We start from the raw sequence: 17,523 nt of genomic DNA, 5'->3' as shown, positions 1-17,523 counted from the left end.
GGGAACTGTCCGGGCAGCCAGGACTGCGGCTGCCCGCCCTCTTCAAAAAAGTGATTGCCGCATGACCCTATCGATCGTCGCGCTGTCGTCACGCACGGCAACCGCCCTGCTTGCGCCCCAAGGCACCCGTTATTGGCAGCCGCAGCCCCTCGCCTATACGCTCACCGACGAAACCGGTGCGACCGTTTGTTCCGGCGAGGCGGGAACGGCCGTGCTGCACCTGACGGACCTCGCTCCCGACAGCCGCTATGTCCTGCACACAGCGGGGGTACGGACAGATTTCCGGACACCTGCCTGCCGCGGTCAGATCGACATCCGCGACTACGGCGCCGATCCCTCGTTGGACGACAATGCGGAGCTGATCCAGCAGGCTATCGCGGCCGTTCCGGAAGGCGGCACGCTGCGGGTTCCGGCAGGAAGGTACCTCAGCGGACCGGTGTTCCTGAAGTCCTCGATGACGCTGCATCTGGACGAAGGATCCGAGCTGGCAGCAATCGACCGCTGGCAGGCCTGGCCGGTCCTGCCCGCGCACGACGAAGCCGGCCGGGTGATCGGCACCTGGGAGGGCCTGCCCGAGCCGAGTTTTGCCGCGCTCGTGAACGCCGTGGGCTGCAACGACCTGATCCTTACCGGCAAGGGGACGCTGGACGGCGGCGGCGACCGGGGAGACTGGTGGACCTGGCCAAAGGAAACTAGACGCGGTGCACGGCGTTCCCGCACCGTCTTCCTCGCCCATTGCCGAAATGCCACTTTGACCGGACTGACCGTCCGCAATTCTCCTTCCTGGACGATCCACCCCTATTGCTGTCACGGCGTGCACGCCGCGGCGCTGTACATATCCAATCCTCCGGACAGTCCGAACACCGATGGCTTCAATCCGGAGAGCTGTGAACACGTCAGGCTGACCGGCCTGCATTTCTCGGTCGGAGACGACTGCATCGCCATCAAGGCGGGCAAGCGTGACGGTACGCGTACTGCTCATCTGGCACCGTCCCGGGACATTTCCGTTGAGCACTGCCTGATGGAGCGGGGTCACGGTGCCGTCGTTCTCGGCTCCGAGATGAGCGGCGGCATCTTCGACGTCAGTGTCAGCAACTGCGACTTCATTGGCACCGACCGGGGATTGCGGATCAAGACGCGCCGGGGCCGGGGCGGCAAGGTGGCGCGGGTATCCATGTCGAATGTGGTCATGGACCGTGTCGCGACCGCCGTTTCAGCCAATGCGCACTATTTCTGCGATGCCGACGGGACCAGCGACTTTGTGCAATCCCGCCAGTCGATGCCTGTGGACGACGGCACACCGGCAATCGAGGGCATTCGCGTGAACAATGTCACTGCCGCCAATGTCCAGCTCGCAGCAGTCGCCCTGCTTGGTTTGCCGGAAGCTCCGATAACCGGCGTCAGTATCGAAAACATGACTGTCAGTTTCGACCCGGACGCCCGGCCCGGCGTGCCGCTGATGGCTTCGGACGTTGCCGCCTGCAGGCACGAGACACTGCTTTGCGAACGGGCCGAAGTTTCCGGCCAGGTGACCGTGACAAACAAGGATATCCGCCATGCTTCTTGAGTTTTTCGACGGATTTGCGCGAAACTACGCGCCTTACAAGGGCGGCAACTGGTGTTATGAGGACGGGCTTGTCTACCGCGGCCTGGAGCTGCTGCACATGGCGACCGGCGACGATCGCTGGCGGGCGCATCTGAAGCGCCTTGTCGACCGGCAGATCCTCGCCGGGCCGAAGCTCTCCGGCTATGTCCTTTCCGAATACAATATCGACAACATCCGGCCGGGCTGCGCACTGCTCTACCTGCATGCAATTACCGGTGACCCGAAATATCTCGGCGCGGCACATCTGCTGGCGGATCAGTTGGCGACCCATCCGCGCACCAGGTCCGGCGTCTACTGGCACAAGCTGCGGTATCCCTGGCAGATCTGGCTGGACGGCCTTTATATGGCCGCTCCCTTTCAGATCGCCTATGCCCATGTCACCGGCAGGCAGGACCTCATCGGGGATTCACTCGCTCAGGTCGCGACGGCGCTGTCGCAGACCTATGTGCCGGAGACAGGGCTCTATGCCCACGGCATCGACGAAGCCCGTCAGCAGGCCTGGGCAGACGCTGACACGGGCCGGTCGCAAGCACACTGGTCGCGGGCGCTCGGCTGGCTGGCCATGTGTCTCGTCGATATCGCCGAACTGGTCGGGCCTGAGGCGTTCTCCCCGCTCGAACAGCAAACTTCCGGCCTCCTGCGGCGAATTGCCGAGCTTCGTCAACCCGGTGACCTCTGGCTGCAGGTAATCGACGCTCCCGCCCTACCCGGCAATTATGTGGAAACTTCAGCATCGGCAATGTTCGTCTATGCCCTGGAACGGGGGGCGTCCCTCGGACTGGTGGACCTGGGGGATCGCGATCTGGTGTCCGTTCTCACCGGCAAGGCGCTGGAACGGGGCGAGGACGGCAAGCTGCATATGGCGGGCATCTGCGAGGTTGCCGGTCTCGGCGGGTTCGAGGGCCGTTTCCGCGACGGGTCGGCGGAATATTACCTGAGCGAGCCCGTCGTCGCCGACGACGCCAAGGGCGTCGGCCCGCTGATGATGTGCGTGGCACTCGCCACAGCACGCCAGCCGGTGCAAACACTCGCGACAGCCGGTTGAAGGTTGCAGCCGAACATCCACGCCGTTTTCGCAAGGGACGACCCACGCTTGCCTTGACCCGCCCCGGACGCCGTCCCTTAGGAATTTGTGACCGGTCACTTCACAGCCGGGCCGATGCCAGCTTGTAGCTTGCAAAGCAGAAGAAGAAGCCGAGACCGCCCTGGATCCAGCGGCGGGCGCTGAAGTAAAGCCGGGCAACCGGGGGCGCGGAGAATAACAGCGCATAGACCATGTGACCCGCGAGCGAAATCGCAAGACAGCCGGCGACGACGGCAGGTCCTGTCCAGACGGGAGCACCGTCCCGCAAGGCCAGCGACATGATCGCGATCCAGGTTAGCGCGGCCTTCGGATTGCCGAGCTGGATGGCAAGTCCGCGGCCGAAGAAGTGCCGTGTGCTGCCGGGCATAACCGCTCTTGCCGCCTGGTCGGGCATTGATCGCAGGGCGGACCTGAAGGATTTCCACGCCAGGAACAACAGATAGGCAGCGCCTGCGAACTTGATTACGGTCAGGGCGGAAGCGTAGACCGCCAGGAGGGCCGTCAGCCCGAGCAGTGTCATCGTGCCCCAGACCAGCGTCCCGCCAACCATGCCGGCTGCAAGCGTGAGCCCGGCACGCCGTCCGTCTTCCATCGAGGTTCCCATGACGGCAAGCACATTGGGGCCGGGGCTCAGGATACCGAGACCATAGGCGCTCCAGGCAAGCAGCAATCCGGAACAGGTGGCGTCGAACATGACCGGCTCCCGTCTGGGCGAAACAGCCGTTTACGGCCGCTTCGTCGCGATTGAAAGGAACGATCTTTGCCGGAGTAATGGCCCCTGAAAAGATCCGGATACATAGATTTCAATGGAGCCAATATACCTCCCGTCGCCGTGTTTCACTTTTCGGTCGCTCAGAAAAGTCGGGCGAGTGTCTCTATGGCCGGGTCGATATCCGCTGCCTCGATCATGCCAAAGCCGAAGACCAGACCCCGCTGGCCGGCAGAGCCGAGCACATAGCGGCCGATATCCTCCACGCGGATACCGTTTTCACCCGCCTTGCGCACCAGAGCCTGCTCGTCGAAATCCTTGTCCGCACAGGCTGCAAGATGGACACCGGCCCGGGCCGGATAGGGCTGCAACCGGGCCGGAAGCCGCTCCTGAATGGAACTGGACAACACAAGGTAGCGCTTCGAATAGACCCGCCGCATCCGGCGCACATGCCGCGCCAGATGGCCTTCGGAGATGAAGTCGGCAAGGGCCAGCTGCGGGATGAGCGGCGAGTGCCCGTCACACAACTGCCTGGCAAGGGTCAGCGCTGTGCGCGCCCAGGCCGGCACCACGACGAAACCGAGCCGCAACTCAGGAAACATGCTTTTGGAGAATGTGCCGACGTAAAAGACGCTGTTCGACCAGTCGAGGGTCTGCAAAGCGTCGAGCGGCGAACCGCCATGCAGGAACTCGCTGTCGTAGTCGTCCTCGATGATCACCGCGTTGTTGCGCACAGCAAATTCCATGAGTGCGGCGCGGCGGGCAGCGGAAAGAACGACGCCAAGCGGAAACTGGTGCGAGGGCGTGGTGCAGACAATGCGTGCCGAAGAGGGCAGGCGCTCCACGATCAATCCCTCGCCATCGACCGGAATTGGCCTCAGCCGCGCTCCCGCCGTCTGCAGGGAACGCCGGGTCGGGCCGTAGCCCGGATCTTCGACCGCCACTTCGGTTTCACCCCGCGTCACAAGAATGCGGGCGATGAGGTCGATCGCCTGGCGTGTCCCGGCGGTGACGACGATGTCCTCCGCGCGGCAGGAAACCGCACGCACGAAGGAGACATGGTTGGCGATGGCCGCGCGCAGTTCCGGCTCACCGGCGGGATCGCGCTCCTGCATCTGGCGCCGGGCCACGCGGCGTGAGGCCCGCACCAGAAGCCGCTGCCAGATGTCGAAGGGAAAGGTCATCGACGGCACTCCGGCGACGAAGTCGAAACGGTAGCCGTCCCCGCCGCTGAATTCCTTCACCGGCCGCGCCCCCCGCCACGGTGCGGCGAGCCGTGGGTCTCCCTCATCGCCATCCGCCGACGGCTCCGGCCGGGTGAAGCGGGTTCCGAGATCCGCAACAAATGTGCCGGCACCCTGACGCGATTCCACATAACCTTCGCTGAGCAGCATGTCATAGGCCGCAATTGCGGTGTTTCGCGAGATGCCAAGCGCCCTGGCGAGCGCACGGGTCGGCGGCAGGCGCAATCCCGGTTTCAGGCGCCCGTCGATTATCGCCGTCTTCAGTTGCCGGTGCAGTGTCCGCAGCAACTCGCGCGACCCTCTTCCGGGAAGCGCGATCGCGATGTTCAGAATTGGTACCGTAGACATTTCATATTTTGGCTCTTTTTCAGAACCATAAAGTTGACATTCCCTTGGCGCAAGAGACCGGCCTAGCCCGTGTTTCCGGCCATCTTCCTGCCCTGGAAAATGCTTGCCGGCACCGGCAGACCCTACCCTTTGAAAAGCCTGGCAGCCGCCTTCTTCAAAAAAAACGAAAACGGGAATTGACAACATACCAACCAGTCGGTATGTTCTCTTCATTCAACGGAACCTTCGCACACCGGTGAAACAAACCACTGCTTTCGTTCAGGAAAACGACATGACCAAAATGATTTTCGTCAATCTTCCCGTGAAGGATCTTGCCGCTTCGATCCGTTTTTACGAGGCCCTCGGCTGCACGCAGAACCACCAGTTCAGCGACGAAAAGTCCGCCTCGATGGTCTGGTCGGATACCATCTTCTTCATGCTGCTGACGCATGACCGTTTCGCCGACTTCGCGCCGCGCCGGATCGCCGATGCGCACGAAGCCTGCGGGCACCTGGTCGCGCTTTCCTTCGACAGCCGCGAGGCGGTGGACAAGGTGACCGAAGCAGCTGGTGCTTCCGGCGGCAAGGCGGACGTCCGCCCGCCGATGGACATGGGCTTCATGTATGGCCGCTCCTTCGAGGATCCGGACGGCAATGTGTTCGAACCCATCTGGATGGACATGGCCGCCGCCAGCCAGGGCCAGGCATAACCGGCCGGGGCCAGCTGGTCCCGGTCCCCAACGCGGCCAGCGCAAGGCCGCTTCCCGAAGAAACCGGACGGATGAAAATGAAACGCTTCCTCTTTGCCGTTGCCGCCCTCCTTTGCACCAGCCCGGCTCTCGCCGACGACACAGAAAGCGGCTATGCCGACGTCAACGGCATGCAAATGTATTACGAGGTCTCCGGATCGGGCGATCCGCTAATCCTGCTGCACGGTGCCTACATGAACATTCCCGCCATGGGCGGGATCGTTCCGGCACTGGCGGAACATCGCAAGGTCTATGCGCTGGAATTCCAGGGACACGGCCGCACCAACGATATCGACCGGCCGATCACCTATCCCGCGCTCGCCGACGATGTCGCCGCCTTCATGGACGCGGTCGGCCTCAAGAAGGCGGATGTGTTCGGCTATTCGATGGGTGCTGCTGCAGCCCTGCAAGTCGCCATCCGCCACCCGGACAAGGTCAACAGGCTCATCACCACCTCGGTGACTTACGATGTCGAGGGCTGGCAGCCTGCCTTCAAGGAATTCCTGCCGAACATGACGGTGGAGATGATGTCGTCCCTGCCCTTTGTCGAGGACTACAAGAAACTGGCGGTCGACCCGGACGGTTTTCCCGCGCTTGCTGAAAAGCTGATCGCGCTGGAGCACGAGCCGCAGGCCTGGGGCGAGGACGTGGCAGCCCTGAAGCATCCCGTTCTCATCATCACGGGCGATGCGGATTTCGGTACCCTGGAGCATGCGGTCGCCATGTTCCGGCTGCTCGGCGGCGGTGTCATGGGCGACATGGGCGTCCCCCTGCCCGCCTCGCGCCTTGCCGTCCTGCCCGCGACATCGCACACGGCGGTGATCAATCAGCCCGATCTTCTGATGGCCTTCATCCAACCGTTCCTCGCCGGAGAAACGCCGAAGGGCATGTTCGAAGAGTAAGCTCTCGGCACGCAACAATCGCAAGACTTGCCCGCGATGCGAAAAGCGGGCAAGTCTTGCATTCGACTTTCCCTGCCACGCCGGAGCCACTCATGGTCGATCTCACGACATTGCTGACCTTCATTGCCATCGTGCTGGGTTTCGTCTTCATTCCGGGACCGGCAACCCTTCTGACCGTCGCGCGGGCGACCGGGTCGGGCACGAAAGTCGGGATTGCGACCGGTGCCGGAATTGCGCTCGGGGATATCCTCCACACGGCCATGGCCGTCGTCGGTCTGTCGGCCATCATCGCCACCTCGGCGATGCTCTTCAGCCTGATCAAATATGCAGGCGCCGCCTATCTCATCTATCTCGGCATCCGTGCGATCCTGGAAAAGGCACCAAAAGGCCCCGGCAAGGCCGCCCTGCCGATCACCGCCGCCAAGGCCTTTCGCCAGGCGATCCTGACGGAAGTGCTGAACCCCAAGACCGCCCTCTTCTTCCTGGCCTTCCTGCCGCAATTCGTGCATCCGGAAAACGGCGCCGTCGCGCTGCAGCTGACCATTCTCGGCACCGTATTCGTGCTGCTGGGGCTTTTCAGCACGGTGGTCTTTGCGCTTGGTGCCGGTCATCTCGGCAATTTCCTGCGCCGCAACGCCGCCGTCCTGAAGTGGCAGGGCAAGGTCATCGGCAGCCTCTACTGCGCCCTCGGCCTTCGCCTCGCCCTGCAGGAACGCTGACCTGAAGCACCCGCATCAAGGCACCTGTGTGGCCATCCCGGGGTCGAGCCCATCCCTGCCTCTGAGCAAACGGTCGGTGATGCCGGCGGAAAACCAGATCCCCGTCAGCGTGATCCAGGCAGTCAGTGCAAAGATCGACGCACCGGTGATCCCGGCCCCGACCGCGCAGCCGCCGGCCAGCATGCCGCCAAAGCCCATCAGCGTTGCTCCGGTCAGGTAGCGCGCCATCGAGCGGCCGCCCTCGAACCCCTGCAGGGCCAGCTCCCGGGTCACCAGGGCCGCCAGGAACGACCCCAGAAAGACGCCCGGCACCAGGCCGATATCGAAATCGAGCACATCGCCCGGCGGCGACAGCACCAGCATCAAGGTGTCGGCGGAAGGACCGGTGAAGGTGACGCCCTCCACCTGCACCGGGTCAAAGGCCTGCCGCGCCATGGCGGAGGTAAACCACCACGCCAGTGGAATGGCCAGCCCGGCGCCTGCCGCTGCCACGAGCTGCCAGGCCTTCACCCTGGATCGCCACGCAAATACCAGCCCGGCAGCAAGCCAGAGAGTGGCGAATGCAAGAACCATTTCGGTGCTGAGGCCCAACATTGCGGTCAGGTCGTTGCCGCCGATTTCGCCCGTCGTCCAGAGCCCGGCGACCCATTCGCGCGCGGGTTTCAGTATCCCGCGCAGGCTCGCCTGGGCGACGACGGCAAAGACCAGGCCGGATAGCAGAGCCCGGAGGTTCCCCGTTGCCGACAGCACCAGCAACCGGCTGGCGCAGCCCCGGGCAAGCACCATGCCCACCCCGAACATCAGCCCTCCGAGCAAGGCTCCGGAAAGGCTCTGCGGCGATGCCAGCTGGCGCGCTTCGCCCGCCTGTACCTCGTCCAGCCGGACCAGGATCTGGGTGACGAGCACGGCGGTTGAAAAGGCCAGAAGCCAGACCGGCAACCGGTCCTGCGGCTTGCCGCGCGCAAACTCAAGGCTCGCCGCCCGCAGACAGAAGCGGCTCTGCTGCGCGAAGGCGCCGAAGAGCACACCGACGGCCAGCCCGCCAAGCGCAAGCAGCCAGGGTTCGGGGAGTTCCTCAAGCAGGATTGTCAGATCCATCGGGCTCTCCAGCGCATTGTCCCACTTTCCTCCCCGCCACCCTCTCCCTCCCCGCGCGAACGGGCATTGACCTTTCTCAAGGAAACATAGATAAATTCAAAAGTTTGAATATGTGGAGATCGACATGGCCGGGCAAAGAGGGAAAGAACTATCGCGGCGCAGCGTTCTGGGGACGGGCCTGGCTGTGACCGTGGCCGGTCTCACCGGTTTCCCGAGGCTGGCCGCCGCCAGGGCAAGCCTCACCATCGGCGATCACACAATCACAGTCCTCTCCGACGGCCACCTGTCCCTGCCGATGAACTTCATCCTGCCCGAACAGAGCCCGGAAGAAATCGCCGCCCTGTTGTCGCCGCACGGCCTTGCCACCGACATGCTGACACCGGATTGCAATGTCACGCTGATGACGTCCGGCGACCGGGTGGTGCTGTTCGATACGGGCGCCGGCCCCAATTTCCAGCCGACGGCCGGAGCTTTGCCGGCAAACCTCGAGGCGGCCGGCATTGCCCCCGAGGACGTTACCGACGTCGTCTTTACCCACGCTCATCCTGACCATCTCTGGGGTATTCTTGATGAGTTCGACGACCCGCTCTATCCGGAAGCCCGGCTGTGGGTGCCGCAGGCGGAGTGGGACTATTGGCGCGCGGACGACACGCTGGAAAAGATGCCGGACGAACGCAAGGCCTTCGTCGTCGGTGCCCAGTCCCGCTTCGAGGCCATCGAGGACAATGTTGCCATGGTCACGCCCGGGCAGGAGGTCTTGCCCGGCGTCGAGGCGGTCGATACGGCCGGACATACGCCCGGCCACATGTCCTACATGATCCACGGCGGCGCGGAGAACCTGCTGGTGGTCGGCGACGCGATTACCAACTCCGTGATTTCGTTTGAGCGGCCGGACTGGGTCTCCGGCTCGGATCAGGATCGCGACCTCGGCATCAAGACCCGGATGGCGCTTCTCGACCGGCTGGCGCAGGACCGTGCCCGGGTGATCGGCTACCACTTCCCGCATCCGGGTGGCGGCTTTGTCGAACGCTCGGGGACGGCGTACCGGTTCGTGGCGGACTGACCGTCTTCAGGATTACTCGGCGGCCGAATGATGGGTGCCGTCATGGCTGCGGCGGAACGCGGCCAGCACCGAGCCTTCCACCAGCCAGGCAAGCCCGACCTTGGCGCCGAGTGCCATGGACAGCATGACGACAGGCGCCGAAATGGCCATCGCCGAAAAGGCGGTGATGCCCTGCCCCACCGTGCACCCCATGGCAAAGACCCCGCCGATGCCCATCAACGTACCGCCGAGAAGGTGCCGTCCGAGTTCGCGGGCATCGTCGCAGGCCTCCCAGCGGATGTCCCGGTTCCACAGCGCCGCCACGACGGCACCGAGGAGCGTCCCGGCAATCAGGCCGACGCCGTAGTCGGGCCAGGTGCCGGTATAGGTGATCAGCTGCATGATGGTATCGCCCACCGGTACGACAAAGGATCCGGCCTCGATCTGCACCGGCTCGAAGGAGCGTGCGGCGGCAAAGGTGGTCGCCCACCAGCCGAAGGCGATGACGCTGCCGATGAGGATGCCGGAGCCGATCCTGCTCGTCTGGCGGCGGTAGGAGGCGGGCCTGAAGATCCACGCAAGACCCGCAAGGGCGATCAGTGCGGCAACAACGCCCTGCAGCGGAATACCGAAGAAACTGGAAACGATATCGCCGATGGACTGACTGCCGCTCGCTTCAAGGGAAACGGCAAGATCATCGACAAGCGGCACCCTGACGATGCCGATAATACCGCGCTGCGTGGCAAGCGCGGACAGGCCGATCACCGTCAGCACCACCAGCGCCCGGAGGCTGCCGCCGCCGAGCCGCAATACGGCGCCGAAACCGCAGGTACCCACCAGCGCCATCCCGATGCCGAACATGAATCCGCCAAGGATCGCGCCCGTCCAGGGAAAGTCCGGGTCCAGATAGAAGGATGCGCCGGGATCGGCCAACCCGAAGGCAACAAGCAACTGCGTGCCGATCAGGGCGGTGACGGCTGCCAGAACCCAGGTTCGAAGGGCGCTGCTGTCGCCCGCATACCAGTGCCGTTCCAGTGCGCTCAAGGTGCAGAAATGAGTGGATCGGGCGACAAATCCTAAAACACATCCGGCAATCACGCCGAGCAGCGGTGTCAGCACCACCGGGTCGAGTATGATCATGCGCGTCTTTCCTCCCCGGGCCGCCGTACCGGCAACCCTCCCGATCGCTCTTTTGCCCTAGTGGTTCGATTCTGACATTTGCATCCCCCTGCTGCTAGCGCTGGAGCAAATGTCAAATTCGCTCCACAAGAGGCGATCAGCTTTGGCTGGGCAACCTGCACCGGTTGCACAGCCGCTGATCTTGCGGCGATTTTCAAAACGTAGCAGGCGGTCAAAACCGCAGCAATCGGGGACCTTGCTGCATCGCACGCGGGATCGCGGCGGCTGGCGGCGCTACCTGTCGGGCGCGCGCACCTCCTTGCAGAAGAGGTCATAGAGGCTGGAGATGATCGAACTCACCTCGTCATTCATCAGGCTGTAATAGATCATGCGGCCGTCGCGCCGCGACTGCACCAGGCCTTCCAGCCGGAGCCGCGCAAGCTGCTGGGACACCGCCGCCTGCGGCATGGTCAGGATCTCTTCCAGCTCGGATACCGATTTTTCGCCTTCCGACAACAGGCACAGGATGACCAGGCGGACTTCATGCGACAGGGCCTTGAGCAAGTCGCTCGCCTTCCGCGCCTGCTCCATCAGCAGGTCGAGGTCCTTCTCGGTCATGTCCTTGCTCAGGGCCGGCAGTATCATCCGGTGATTACATCCCAGTCAGAATCGGTTTCGCAACGCACAAAACCGGTAACATTGATACATGCCTTAAGTTTATGGGCCGATCAACAATCTCGGTTCATCTTTCAGTTCGTCTTTTCCGGCAGCTTGCCGAGCATTTCGTCGAGCAGAGGCCAGAAAAAATGCGCACCCGGATAGCCGCGCAACCGGTCGATCTCGACCCCGTCGGCCACCAGCACGAAGGTCGGCGTCAACCGTTCGCGGGTAATGCCCGCGAGGTCGTCCGGCCAGTCGCCGGTGATATCGACACGGCGCAGCGGAGCCCTCATTCCCTCGGCCGTCTTGGGATAGGCGATGCCGACTTCCTCGTTCCAGCGTTTGCACCAGACACAGCCCGGCTGCTCGAGCATGATCAGCTCCGCACTCCAGGCAGGCAGCGTGCCGGCGAGGCTGCCGATCAGCACCGCGGCAGCGGCCAGGACACGTGTTGCGAACACCATTTGGCGATCTCCGAATTTCTTGGATTGCAATATATAGGAACTTTTGAATATTTTAAAGCAACCAAATCGGGTTTCACCGGGAGGATCTGGATGCTCGATGTTTCCCTTGGCGGCGCTTTTCTGGCGGGCCTTCTGTCCTTTATCTCGCCGTGCGTCCTGCCCATCGTACCACCGTATTTGTGTTACCTGGCGGGCGTCAGCGTCGACGAGTTGAAGGGCGACGCCGCGACGGCGGCCACCGGCCGGCGCGTCATCTTCGCGGCCGTCGCCTTCGTGCTGGGCTTTTCCGTTGTCTTCGTCGCCCTCGGCGCGACTGCCAGCGTGGTCGGCCAGACGATCGCCCGCTATTACGACATCCTTTCCTACGTCGCGGGCGCCATCATCATCGTCATGGGCCTGCATTTCCTCGGGCTCTTCCGCATCGGCCTGCTCTTCCGCGAAGCCCGGTTCCATGTGGACCGCAAGCCCGCCGGACTTCTCGGCGCTTTCGTTATCGGCCTCGCCTTCGCCTTTGGCTGGACCCCCTGCGTCGGTCCTGTCCTGGCAACGATCCTGTTTGTCGCCGGGTCTTCCGACACGATCTGGAAGGGTGCCGGCCTCCTTGCGCTCTATGCCCTCGGCATCGGCCTGCCCTTTATCCTGGCCGCCGCCTTTGCCAGCCAGTTCCTGAAGCTTGCCGGGCGTTTCCGCAAGCATATGGGCACGGTGGAAAAGATCATGGGCGGCTTTCTGGTGCTGACGGGCCTCCTGATCCTGACAGGCCAGATGTCCCTCATCGCCAACTGGCTACTCGAAACCTTTCCGGCGTTTTCCACTATCGGCTGACAGCTGCCGCCCCAGTCCAGGGAGGACTTTGACATGCGTATCCTGAAGCTTCTGACGTTCGCTCTCTTCCTCGCCGGGCTCTCCGGCGGGGCATCGCTTGCCGCCACGATGGGCGACGACGGCCTGCACAAGGAAGACTGGTTCACGGTGACCTTCCGCGACATGGCCGAGGACATCGAGGCCGCCGCCGCCGACGGCAAGCGACTCGTCATCATCTTCGAACAGCGGGGCTGCATCTACTGCCGGCAGATGCACGAGAAGATACTCTCCGACCCGGAAGTCACCGACTACATCAAAGAGAACTTCATGGTCGTCCAGTACAACATGTTCGGCGACGAGGAGGTGATCGACCTCGACGGCGAGGAGCTGACCGAAAAGACCGCGGCCCGCAAATGGGGATACGTCTTCACGCCCACCATCGTTTTCCTGCCCGAGGAAGCACCCTCCGAGGGCACGGTTTCGGAAGTCGCCGTTGCCACCATGCCCGGCGCATTCGGCAAGTGGACCTTCCTCAACATGTTTCGCTGGGTGCGGGAAAAAGGCTACGAGGGCGACGAGCACTTCCAGAAATATCACGCCCGGACCATCAACGAATTGCGGGAAAAGGGCCGTCTCGACGCCGAATAGGCGCCCTCGCCTCAAGGAAAATTGCGCCTTCGACAAAAGGCCACTTGCATAACATATGCAAAAAATCATATCTTTTAATATGAGGAGAACGGACAGGCTGGGGAATCGGACCTGCCGTTGGACGGGAACCGGTAGAAAGCCGGCCTGTCCGCACTGAGGAGGAAAGCCGACACAATGTTGAAGGGCGCGACACATTTGAGCTTGCCGGCGGCCTATGCCGGACTTGCCATTCTGGCCGCATCGGCGGCGACCGCGGGTACGGTCGCTCCGGACAGCGTGCCGATCGAGGACATGGCGCTGACCCAGTCGCTGACGGACGTTGCCGGAGATCCGGCCGCCGGCCGCGAGGCCTTCGCCGACCGCAAGAAGGGCAATTGCCTCGCCTGCCACGCCAACACCGACCTGAAGGAAGAACTCTTCCACGGCGAGGTCGGCCCGACGCTCGACGGGGTTGCCGACCGCTGGGAAGAAGCCCAGCTGCGTGCCATCGTCGTCAACAGCAAGGAGGTCTTCGGCGACCAGAGCATCATGCCCGGCTTCTACACCATGAAGGTGGGCGTCAATGTCGACGAGGAATTCGCCGGAACAACCATCCTCAGCGCACAGGAAGTGGAAGACGTCGTCTCCTATCTTCTGACGCTGAAAGAAAATTGATCCCGGCTTTCAAGGAGCAAGCAATGACCTTTTCAAGACGCCAGGTGATTGGCTTTACAGCCGGTGCCGCCGTCCTTCTGGCCACCGGCCCGCGCATGGCCTTTGCCGCAGCTGCCGAGACGGACGCTGCCATCAAGGCCTTTACAGGCGGGGCGGAACCGGCCGCAGGCAAGGTAAGCCTCGACACGCCGGAGATCGCCGAAAACGGCAACACGGTGCCGGTCGGCGTTTCCGTCGAGAGCCCGATGACGGCCGACAACTATGTCGAATCCGTGCTGATCCTCGCCGACGGCAACCCCAACCCGGCTGTCGCCACCTTCCACTTCACCGCCATGAGCGGCGTCGCCGATGCCAAGACCCGCATCCGCCTCGCCAAGACGCAGAACGTGATCGCAGTCGCCAGGATGAGCGACGGTTCCACCTTCATCGACAGGAAGGAAGTGAAGGTCACGATCGGCGGCTGCGGCGGTTAAGGCGGCACACCATCAAGCCCCCGCCATGGCAGCCGGGCTCCGAAAGGGAGTGAACAGGCGCCGGGCGGGCCTACCAGGAACATGAAGGACTGTAGACCATGGCAGATTCGAAACCCCGCGTGAAAGTGCCCAAGAAGGCAGCTGCGGGTGAAGTCATCACCATCAAGACGCTTATCAGCCACCCGATGGAATCGGGCCAGCGCAAGGACAAGGACGGCAATCTTGTTCCGCGGCAGATCATCAACAAGTTCACCTGCGAGTTCAACGGCCAGGTCGTGTTTTCGTGCGACATGGACCCGGCGGTCTCGGCCAACCCCTACATGGAGTTCAACGCCAAGGTGAACGAATCCGGCACGTTCAAGTTCAGCTGGGTCGACGATGACGGCAGCGTCTACGAGACGGAGAACGAGATCACGGTCGAATGAGTGGCGGGCTTAAGGACCGCACAAATCGGGAGGAGACGATTTGGCCAATAACATGAAACGCATCGCCACCGTGTTCGCAGCCCTTATGGTTGGCACAAGTGTGAGCCTGGCCGGGGGGCCGGTCGACGAAAAGCTTGTCATTGACGGCGAGTTGGAGATCCCGACGCGGGTCGCCGCACCGGAGGGACACCCCTTCGACGAAGTCATTTCCGGCTGGCATTACCGCACCGACGAAACCCGTGAACTGGAAGCCGACAGTTTTGCCAACCCCGGCATGCTCTACGTGGAGCGCGGCCAGGAGATCTGGAACACCGTGGAAGGCGATGCAGGCAAGTCCTGCGCCTCCTGCCATGGCGACGGTGCGGAGTTCCTGAAGGACATCGGCGCCAACTATCCGAAATGGAACGCGGACGCCGGCAAGCCCTTCAATATCGAACTTCAGATCGACCAGTGCCGCGAAAAGAACATGCAGGCGAAGCCCTACAAGTTCGATGCGGCGGACCAGAAGGCGCTCACCACCTTCATCAAGCACCAGTCGCTCGGCACACCGATGGCGGTCGATCTGACTGAGGGTGACATGCAGGCCTGGTGGGACAAGGGCAAGGAACTCTACTACACGCGCACCGGCCAGCTGAACCTCGCCTGCGCCAACTGCCACGAGGATTACAACGGCATGTACATTCGTGCCGACCACCTCAGCCAGGGCAATGTCAACGGCTTCCCGACCTATCGTCTGAAGCAGTCGGAAATGGTTTCCCTGCACAACCGCTTCCGCGGCTGCATCCGCGACACGCGCGGGGCCTTCCCGGCAGCATTCTCGGACGACCTGATGGCACTGGAAGTCTATGTCACATGGCGCGGCTCCGGCCTTGGCGTCGAAACCCCGGCGGTCCGCCAGTAGGCCGGCCGTCTCCTCCCCGGCGCGGTGACAGCCGCCGCGCCGGACCTTTTTGATCGGCACCTTTCAGGGCCGAGCGACTTAAAAAACCGGCCCCGTTTCGGGATAACACGGTGCGCGTGGACCAACGCGCCTCGACGATAAAACTGTGCATTCGGCCGGAGCGTTCCGGCCCCGGCTTGGAGAAGGCAGGCATGTTTTCCAGACGCGAGTTCCTGATGGCGGCAACCGCAACCAGCGCCCTGATCGGATCGGGCATGGCTGGGTCCTGGTCGCGGCTGATGGCTCAGCAGACCCTGACAGAAGATCTGCTGCTCGGCATGGAGCCGAAAGGCAGTCTCACCCTGGTGCATGTCACAGACATCCACGCCCAGCTGAAGCCGATCTATTTCCGCGAGCCGTCGATCAATCTCGGCGTCGGCGATGTCGCCGGCAAGCCGCCGCATGTGACCGGTGCGGATTTCCTGAAGCTCTACAATATCCAGCCCGGTTCGCCCGATGCCTATGCACTGACCTCCGAAGATTTCACGGCCCTGGCGAAGACCTATGGCAGGATGGGCGGTATGGACCGGGTGGCTACGGTCATCAAGCGGATCCGCACCGAGCGCGGCGAGGACAACGTGTTGCTGCTTGACGGCGGCGACACCTGGCAGGGCAGCTATACTGCCAACAAGACCCTGGGCGAGGACATGATCACGGTCATGAACGCGCTCGCCCCGGATGCCATGACCGGCCATTGGGAATTCACCTACGGCACCGACCGGGTGCAGGAGATCCTGGACAGCCTGCCCTTCGCCTTCCTCGGCTCAAATATCTACGACGCGGAATGGGACGAACCGGCCTTCGAGGCCTGGAAGATGTTCGAGCGCGGCGGTGCCAAGGTCGCCGTCATCGGTCAGGCCTTCCCCTACACCCCGATTGCCAATCCCAGCTGGATGATCCCCGGCTGGTCCTTCGGCATCCGCGAGGAAGACATTGCCAAGCATGTGGCTGAGGCCCGCGACGAAGGCGCGGAGCTGGTGGTGCTTCTTTCCCATAACGGCTTCGACGTCGACCGCAAGCTCGCCTCGCGCGTCGACGGCATCGATGTGATCCTGACCGGACACACCCACGATGCCCTGCCCGAACCGGTGATCGTCAACGGCACGCTGGTGATTGCCTCCGGCTCGAACGGCAAGTTCGTCTCCCGCCTCGATCTCGATATCCAGGACGGCAAGCTCGCCGGCTATGCCTACAGGCTGATCCCGGTCTTCTCGGACGTGATCTCACCCGATGCCGACATGGCTGCCCTCATCGACGAGGTGCGCGCGCCTTACGAGGCGGACCTTGCCCGCGTGCTCGGCCGCACCGAGGACCTTCTCTACCGGCGCGGCAATTTCAACGGCACCTTCGACGACCTGATCTGCCAGGCGCTCCTGAGTGAACGCGATGCCCAGATTGCCCTCTCCCCAGGTTTCAGGTGGGGCACCTCGCTGCTGCCGGGCCAGGAGATCACGCTTGAGGACCTCCACAACGTCTGCGCCATGACCTATCCGGCGGCCTACCGCTCCTCCATGAGCGGGCAGATGCTGAAGGACATTCTGGAAGATGTCGGCGACAACCTCTTCAACAAGGACCCCTATTACCAGCAGGGCGGCGACATGGTCCGTGTCGGCGGCATGGGCTACACGATCGACCCGGCAAAGGAGATCGGCGAGCGCATCTCCAACATGACGCTGCTTGCCACCGGCGAGGCCATCGATCCGGCGAAGGACTATGTCGTCGCCGGCTGGGCCTCGGTTAACGAGGCCACCGAAGGCCCACCAGTCTGGGACGTCGTCGAGAACCATCTCATCAAGAACCCCGTTGTGAAGCTGCCGGACAACCAGTCCGTCAAGCTGGCGGGCTGACGCTATCTTC

19 protein-coding genes are annotated in these 17,523 nt (G+C 63.1%); 13 read left to right on the top strand and 6 right to left on the bottom strand.

Going from position 1 to position 17,523, the window contains the following annotated elements:
- Positions 1-61: 61 nt before the first annotated feature.
- Complete coding sequence (pglA, locus tag ACX3M4_RS24320; protein ID WP_459355552.1) at positions 62-1,567, top strand: polygalacturonase PglA; 1,506 nt, start codon at positions 62-64, stop codon at positions 1,565-1,567.
- The gene (locus ACX3M4_RS24315) at positions 1,557-2,651 is read left to right on the top strand and encodes a glycoside hydrolase family 88/105 protein (protein ID WP_459355551.1); all 1,095 of its coding nucleotides are present in this window, start codon (positions 1,557-1,559) and stop codon (positions 2,649-2,651) included. The genes pglA and ACX3M4_RS24315 overlap by 11 nt, the downstream gene beginning before the upstream one ends.
- Positions 2,652-2,751: 100 nt before the next feature.
- On the opposite strand, the gene ACX3M4_RS24310 is transcribed toward ACX3M4_RS24315, so the two are convergent.
- On the bottom strand, positions 2,752-3,384 hold the full coding sequence (locus ACX3M4_RS24310) for a LysE family translocator (RefSeq protein ID WP_459355550.1): 633 nt from the start codon (positions 3,382-3,384) through the stop codon (positions 2,752-2,754).
- Positions 3,385-3,542: 158 nt separating this feature from the next.
- Positions 3,543-4,991 carry a MocR-like pyridoxine biosynthesis transcription factor PdxR gene (pdxR, locus tag ACX3M4_RS24305; RefSeq protein WP_459355549.1) on the bottom strand — a complete coding sequence of 483 codons (1,449 nt, stop codon included), beginning with the start codon at positions 4,989-4,991 and terminating at the stop codon, positions 3,543-3,545.
- Positions 4,992-5,262: 271 nt separating this feature from the next.
- Between pdxR and ACX3M4_RS24300 the strand changes: the two genes are divergently transcribed.
- The 3 genes from ACX3M4_RS24300 (at position 5,263) to ACX3M4_RS24290 (ending at position 7,339) form a co-directional block, all read left to right on the top strand.
- A complete protein-coding gene (locus ACX3M4_RS24300) occupies positions 5,263-5,679 on the top strand; it encodes a VOC family protein (protein ID WP_459355548.1) in 417 nt (138 codons plus the stop codon).
- A 77-nt stretch (positions 5,680-5,756) separates the two neighbouring features.
- Positions 5,757-6,620, top strand: coding sequence for an alpha/beta fold hydrolase (locus tag ACX3M4_RS24295; protein WP_459355547.1), 864 nt, complete (start codon positions 5,757-5,759; stop codon positions 6,618-6,620).
- A gap of 92 nt (positions 6,621-6,712) precedes the next feature.
- Positions 6,713-7,339 (top strand): LysE family translocator, encoded by a 627-nt coding sequence (locus ACX3M4_RS24290; protein WP_459355546.1) that lies wholly within the window; start codon positions 6,713-6,715, stop codon positions 7,337-7,339.
- Between the two features lie 15 nt (positions 7,340-7,354).
- On the opposite strand, the gene ACX3M4_RS24285 is transcribed toward ACX3M4_RS24290, so the two are convergent.
- Positions 7,355-8,437: a YeeE/YedE family protein gene (locus ACX3M4_RS24285; protein WP_459355545.1), complete on the bottom strand. Its 1,083-nt coding sequence runs from the start codon at positions 8,435-8,437 to the stop codon at positions 7,355-7,357.
- Between the two features lie 124 nt (positions 8,438-8,561).
- Here ACX3M4_RS24285 and ACX3M4_RS24280 point away from each other — a divergent pair, with 124 nt between their 5' ends.
- A complete protein-coding gene (locus tag ACX3M4_RS24280) occupies positions 8,562-9,500 on the top strand; it encodes an MBL fold metallo-hydrolase (protein WP_459355544.1) in 939 nt (312 codons plus the stop codon).
- A gap of 12 nt (positions 9,501-9,512) precedes the next feature.
- Here the strand turns inward: ACX3M4_RS24280 and ACX3M4_RS24275 are convergent, their stop codons facing one another.
- The 3 genes from ACX3M4_RS24275 to ACX3M4_RS24265 all read right to left on the bottom strand — a co-directional run bounded on the left by ACX3M4_RS24275 (position 9,513) and on the right by ACX3M4_RS24265 (position 11,722).
- On the bottom strand, positions 9,513-10,619 hold the full coding sequence (locus ACX3M4_RS24275) for a YeeE/YedE family protein (protein WP_459355543.1): 1,107 nt from the start codon (positions 10,617-10,619) through the stop codon (positions 9,513-9,515).
- A gap of 273 nt (positions 10,620-10,892) precedes the next feature.
- Positions 10,893-11,243 (bottom strand): ArsR/SmtB family transcription factor, encoded by a 351-nt coding sequence (locus tag ACX3M4_RS24270; RefSeq protein WP_459355542.1) that lies wholly within the window; start codon positions 11,241-11,243, stop codon positions 10,893-10,895.
- Positions 11,244-11,347: 104 nt separating this feature from the next.
- Positions 11,348-11,722, bottom strand: coding sequence for a transcriptional regulator (locus ACX3M4_RS24265; RefSeq protein WP_459355541.1), 375 nt, complete (start codon positions 11,720-11,722; stop codon positions 11,348-11,350).
- Positions 11,723-11,812: 90 nt separating this feature from the next.
- Between ACX3M4_RS24265 and ACX3M4_RS24260 the strand changes: the two genes are divergently transcribed.
- From ACX3M4_RS24260 to soxB, 7 genes are all read left to right on the top strand, one after another.
- Entirely contained in the window at positions 11,813-12,547 is a 735-nt protein-coding gene (locus tag ACX3M4_RS24260; protein WP_459355540.1) for a cytochrome c biogenesis CcdA family protein, read from the top strand.
- A 33-nt stretch (positions 12,548-12,580) separates the two neighbouring features.
- A complete protein-coding gene (locus ACX3M4_RS24255; RefSeq protein WP_459355539.1) occupies positions 12,581-13,174 on the top strand; it encodes a SoxW family protein in 594 nt (197 codons plus the stop codon).
- Positions 13,175-13,348: 174 nt separating this feature from the next.
- Positions 13,349-13,828, top strand: coding sequence for a sulfur oxidation c-type cytochrome SoxX (gene soxX / locus ACX3M4_RS24250; protein WP_459355538.1), 480 nt, complete (start codon positions 13,349-13,351; stop codon positions 13,826-13,828).
- A 23-nt stretch (positions 13,829-13,851) separates the two neighbouring features.
- Complete coding sequence (soxY, locus tag ACX3M4_RS24245) at positions 13,852-14,301, top strand: thiosulfate oxidation carrier protein SoxY (protein WP_459355537.1); 450 nt, start codon at positions 13,852-13,854, stop codon at positions 14,299-14,301.
- A gap of 98 nt (positions 14,302-14,399) precedes the next feature.
- Positions 14,400-14,726: a thiosulfate oxidation carrier complex protein SoxZ gene (soxZ, locus tag ACX3M4_RS24240; RefSeq protein ID WP_459355536.1), complete on the top strand. Its 327-nt coding sequence runs from the start codon at positions 14,400-14,402 to the stop codon at positions 14,724-14,726.
- Between the two features lie 52 nt (positions 14,727-14,778).
- Entirely contained in the window at positions 14,779-15,627 is an 849-nt protein-coding gene (gene soxA / locus ACX3M4_RS24235; RefSeq protein WP_459355535.1) for a sulfur oxidation c-type cytochrome SoxA, read from the top strand.
- Between the two features lie 191 nt (positions 15,628-15,818).
- Positions 15,819-17,513 (top strand): thiosulfohydrolase SoxB, encoded by a 1,695-nt coding sequence (soxB, locus tag ACX3M4_RS24230; protein WP_459355534.1) that lies wholly within the window; start codon positions 15,819-15,821, stop codon positions 17,511-17,513.
- Positions 17,514-17,523 lie beyond the last annotated feature (10 nt).

This window comes from Roseibium sp. M-1, from assembly GCF_054515675.1.
The sequence above is the reverse complement of the archived record's forward strand: the minus strand, read 5'-3'. Positions and strand labels throughout refer to the sequence as shown.

Coding starts and splice junctions, on each gene's coding strand:
- soxY (WP_459355537.1), top strand. CDS start 13,852: ATGACCTTTTCAAGACGCCAGGTGATTGGCTTTACAGCCGGTGCCGCC.
- pglA (WP_459355552.1), top strand. CDS start 62: ATGACCCTATCGATCGTCGCGCTGTCGTCACGCACGGCAACCGCCCTG.
- ACX3M4_RS24270 (WP_459355542.1), bottom strand. CDS start 11,243: ATGATACTGCCGGCCCTGAGCAAGGACATGACCGAGAAGGACCTCGAC.
- pdxR (WP_459355549.1), bottom strand. CDS start 4,991: ATGTCTACGGTACCAATTCTGAACATCGCGATCGCGCTTCCCGGAAGA.
- soxX (WP_459355538.1), top strand. CDS start 13,349: ATGTTGAAGGGCGCGACACATTTGAGCTTGCCGGCGGCCTATGCCGGA.
- ACX3M4_RS24315 (WP_459355551.1), top strand. CDS start 1,557: ATGCTTCTTGAGTTTTTCGACGGATTTGCGCGAAACTACGCGCCTTAC.
- soxA (WP_459355535.1), top strand. CDS start 14,779: ATGAAACGCATCGCCACCGTGTTCGCAGCCCTTATGGTTGGCACAAGT.
- ACX3M4_RS24275 (WP_459355543.1), bottom strand. CDS start 10,619: ATGATCATACTCGACCCGGTGGTGCTGACACCGCTGCTCGGCGTGATT.
- ACX3M4_RS24285 (WP_459355545.1), bottom strand. CDS start 8,437: ATGGATCTGACAATCCTGCTTGAGGAACTCCCCGAACCCTGGCTGCTT.
- soxB (WP_459355534.1), top strand. CDS start 15,819: ATGTTTTCCAGACGCGAGTTCCTGATGGCGGCAACCGCAACCAGCGCC.
- ACX3M4_RS24295 (WP_459355547.1), top strand. CDS start 5,757: ATGAAACGCTTCCTCTTTGCCGTTGCCGCCCTCCTTTGCACCAGCCCG.
- soxZ (WP_459355536.1), top strand. CDS start 14,400: ATGGCAGATTCGAAACCCCGCGTGAAAGTGCCCAAGAAGGCAGCTGCG.
- ACX3M4_RS24265 (WP_459355541.1), bottom strand. CDS start 11,722: ATGGTGTTCGCAACACGTGTCCTGGCCGCTGCCGCGGTGCTGATCGGC.
- ACX3M4_RS24290 (WP_459355546.1), top strand. CDS start 6,713: ATGGTCGATCTCACGACATTGCTGACCTTCATTGCCATCGTGCTGGGT.
- ACX3M4_RS24260 (WP_459355540.1), top strand. CDS start 11,813: ATGCTCGATGTTTCCCTTGGCGGCGCTTTTCTGGCGGGCCTTCTGTCC.
- ACX3M4_RS24300 (WP_459355548.1), top strand. CDS start 5,263: ATGACCAAAATGATTTTCGTCAATCTTCCCGTGAAGGATCTTGCCGCT.
- ACX3M4_RS24280 (WP_459355544.1), top strand. CDS start 8,562: ATGGCCGGGCAAAGAGGGAAAGAACTATCGCGGCGCAGCGTTCTGGGG.
- ACX3M4_RS24255 (WP_459355539.1), top strand. CDS start 12,581: ATGCGTATCCTGAAGCTTCTGACGTTCGCTCTCTTCCTCGCCGGGCTC.
- ACX3M4_RS24310 (WP_459355550.1), bottom strand. CDS start 3,384: ATGTTCGACGCCACCTGTTCCGGATTGCTGCTTGCCTGGAGCGCCTAT.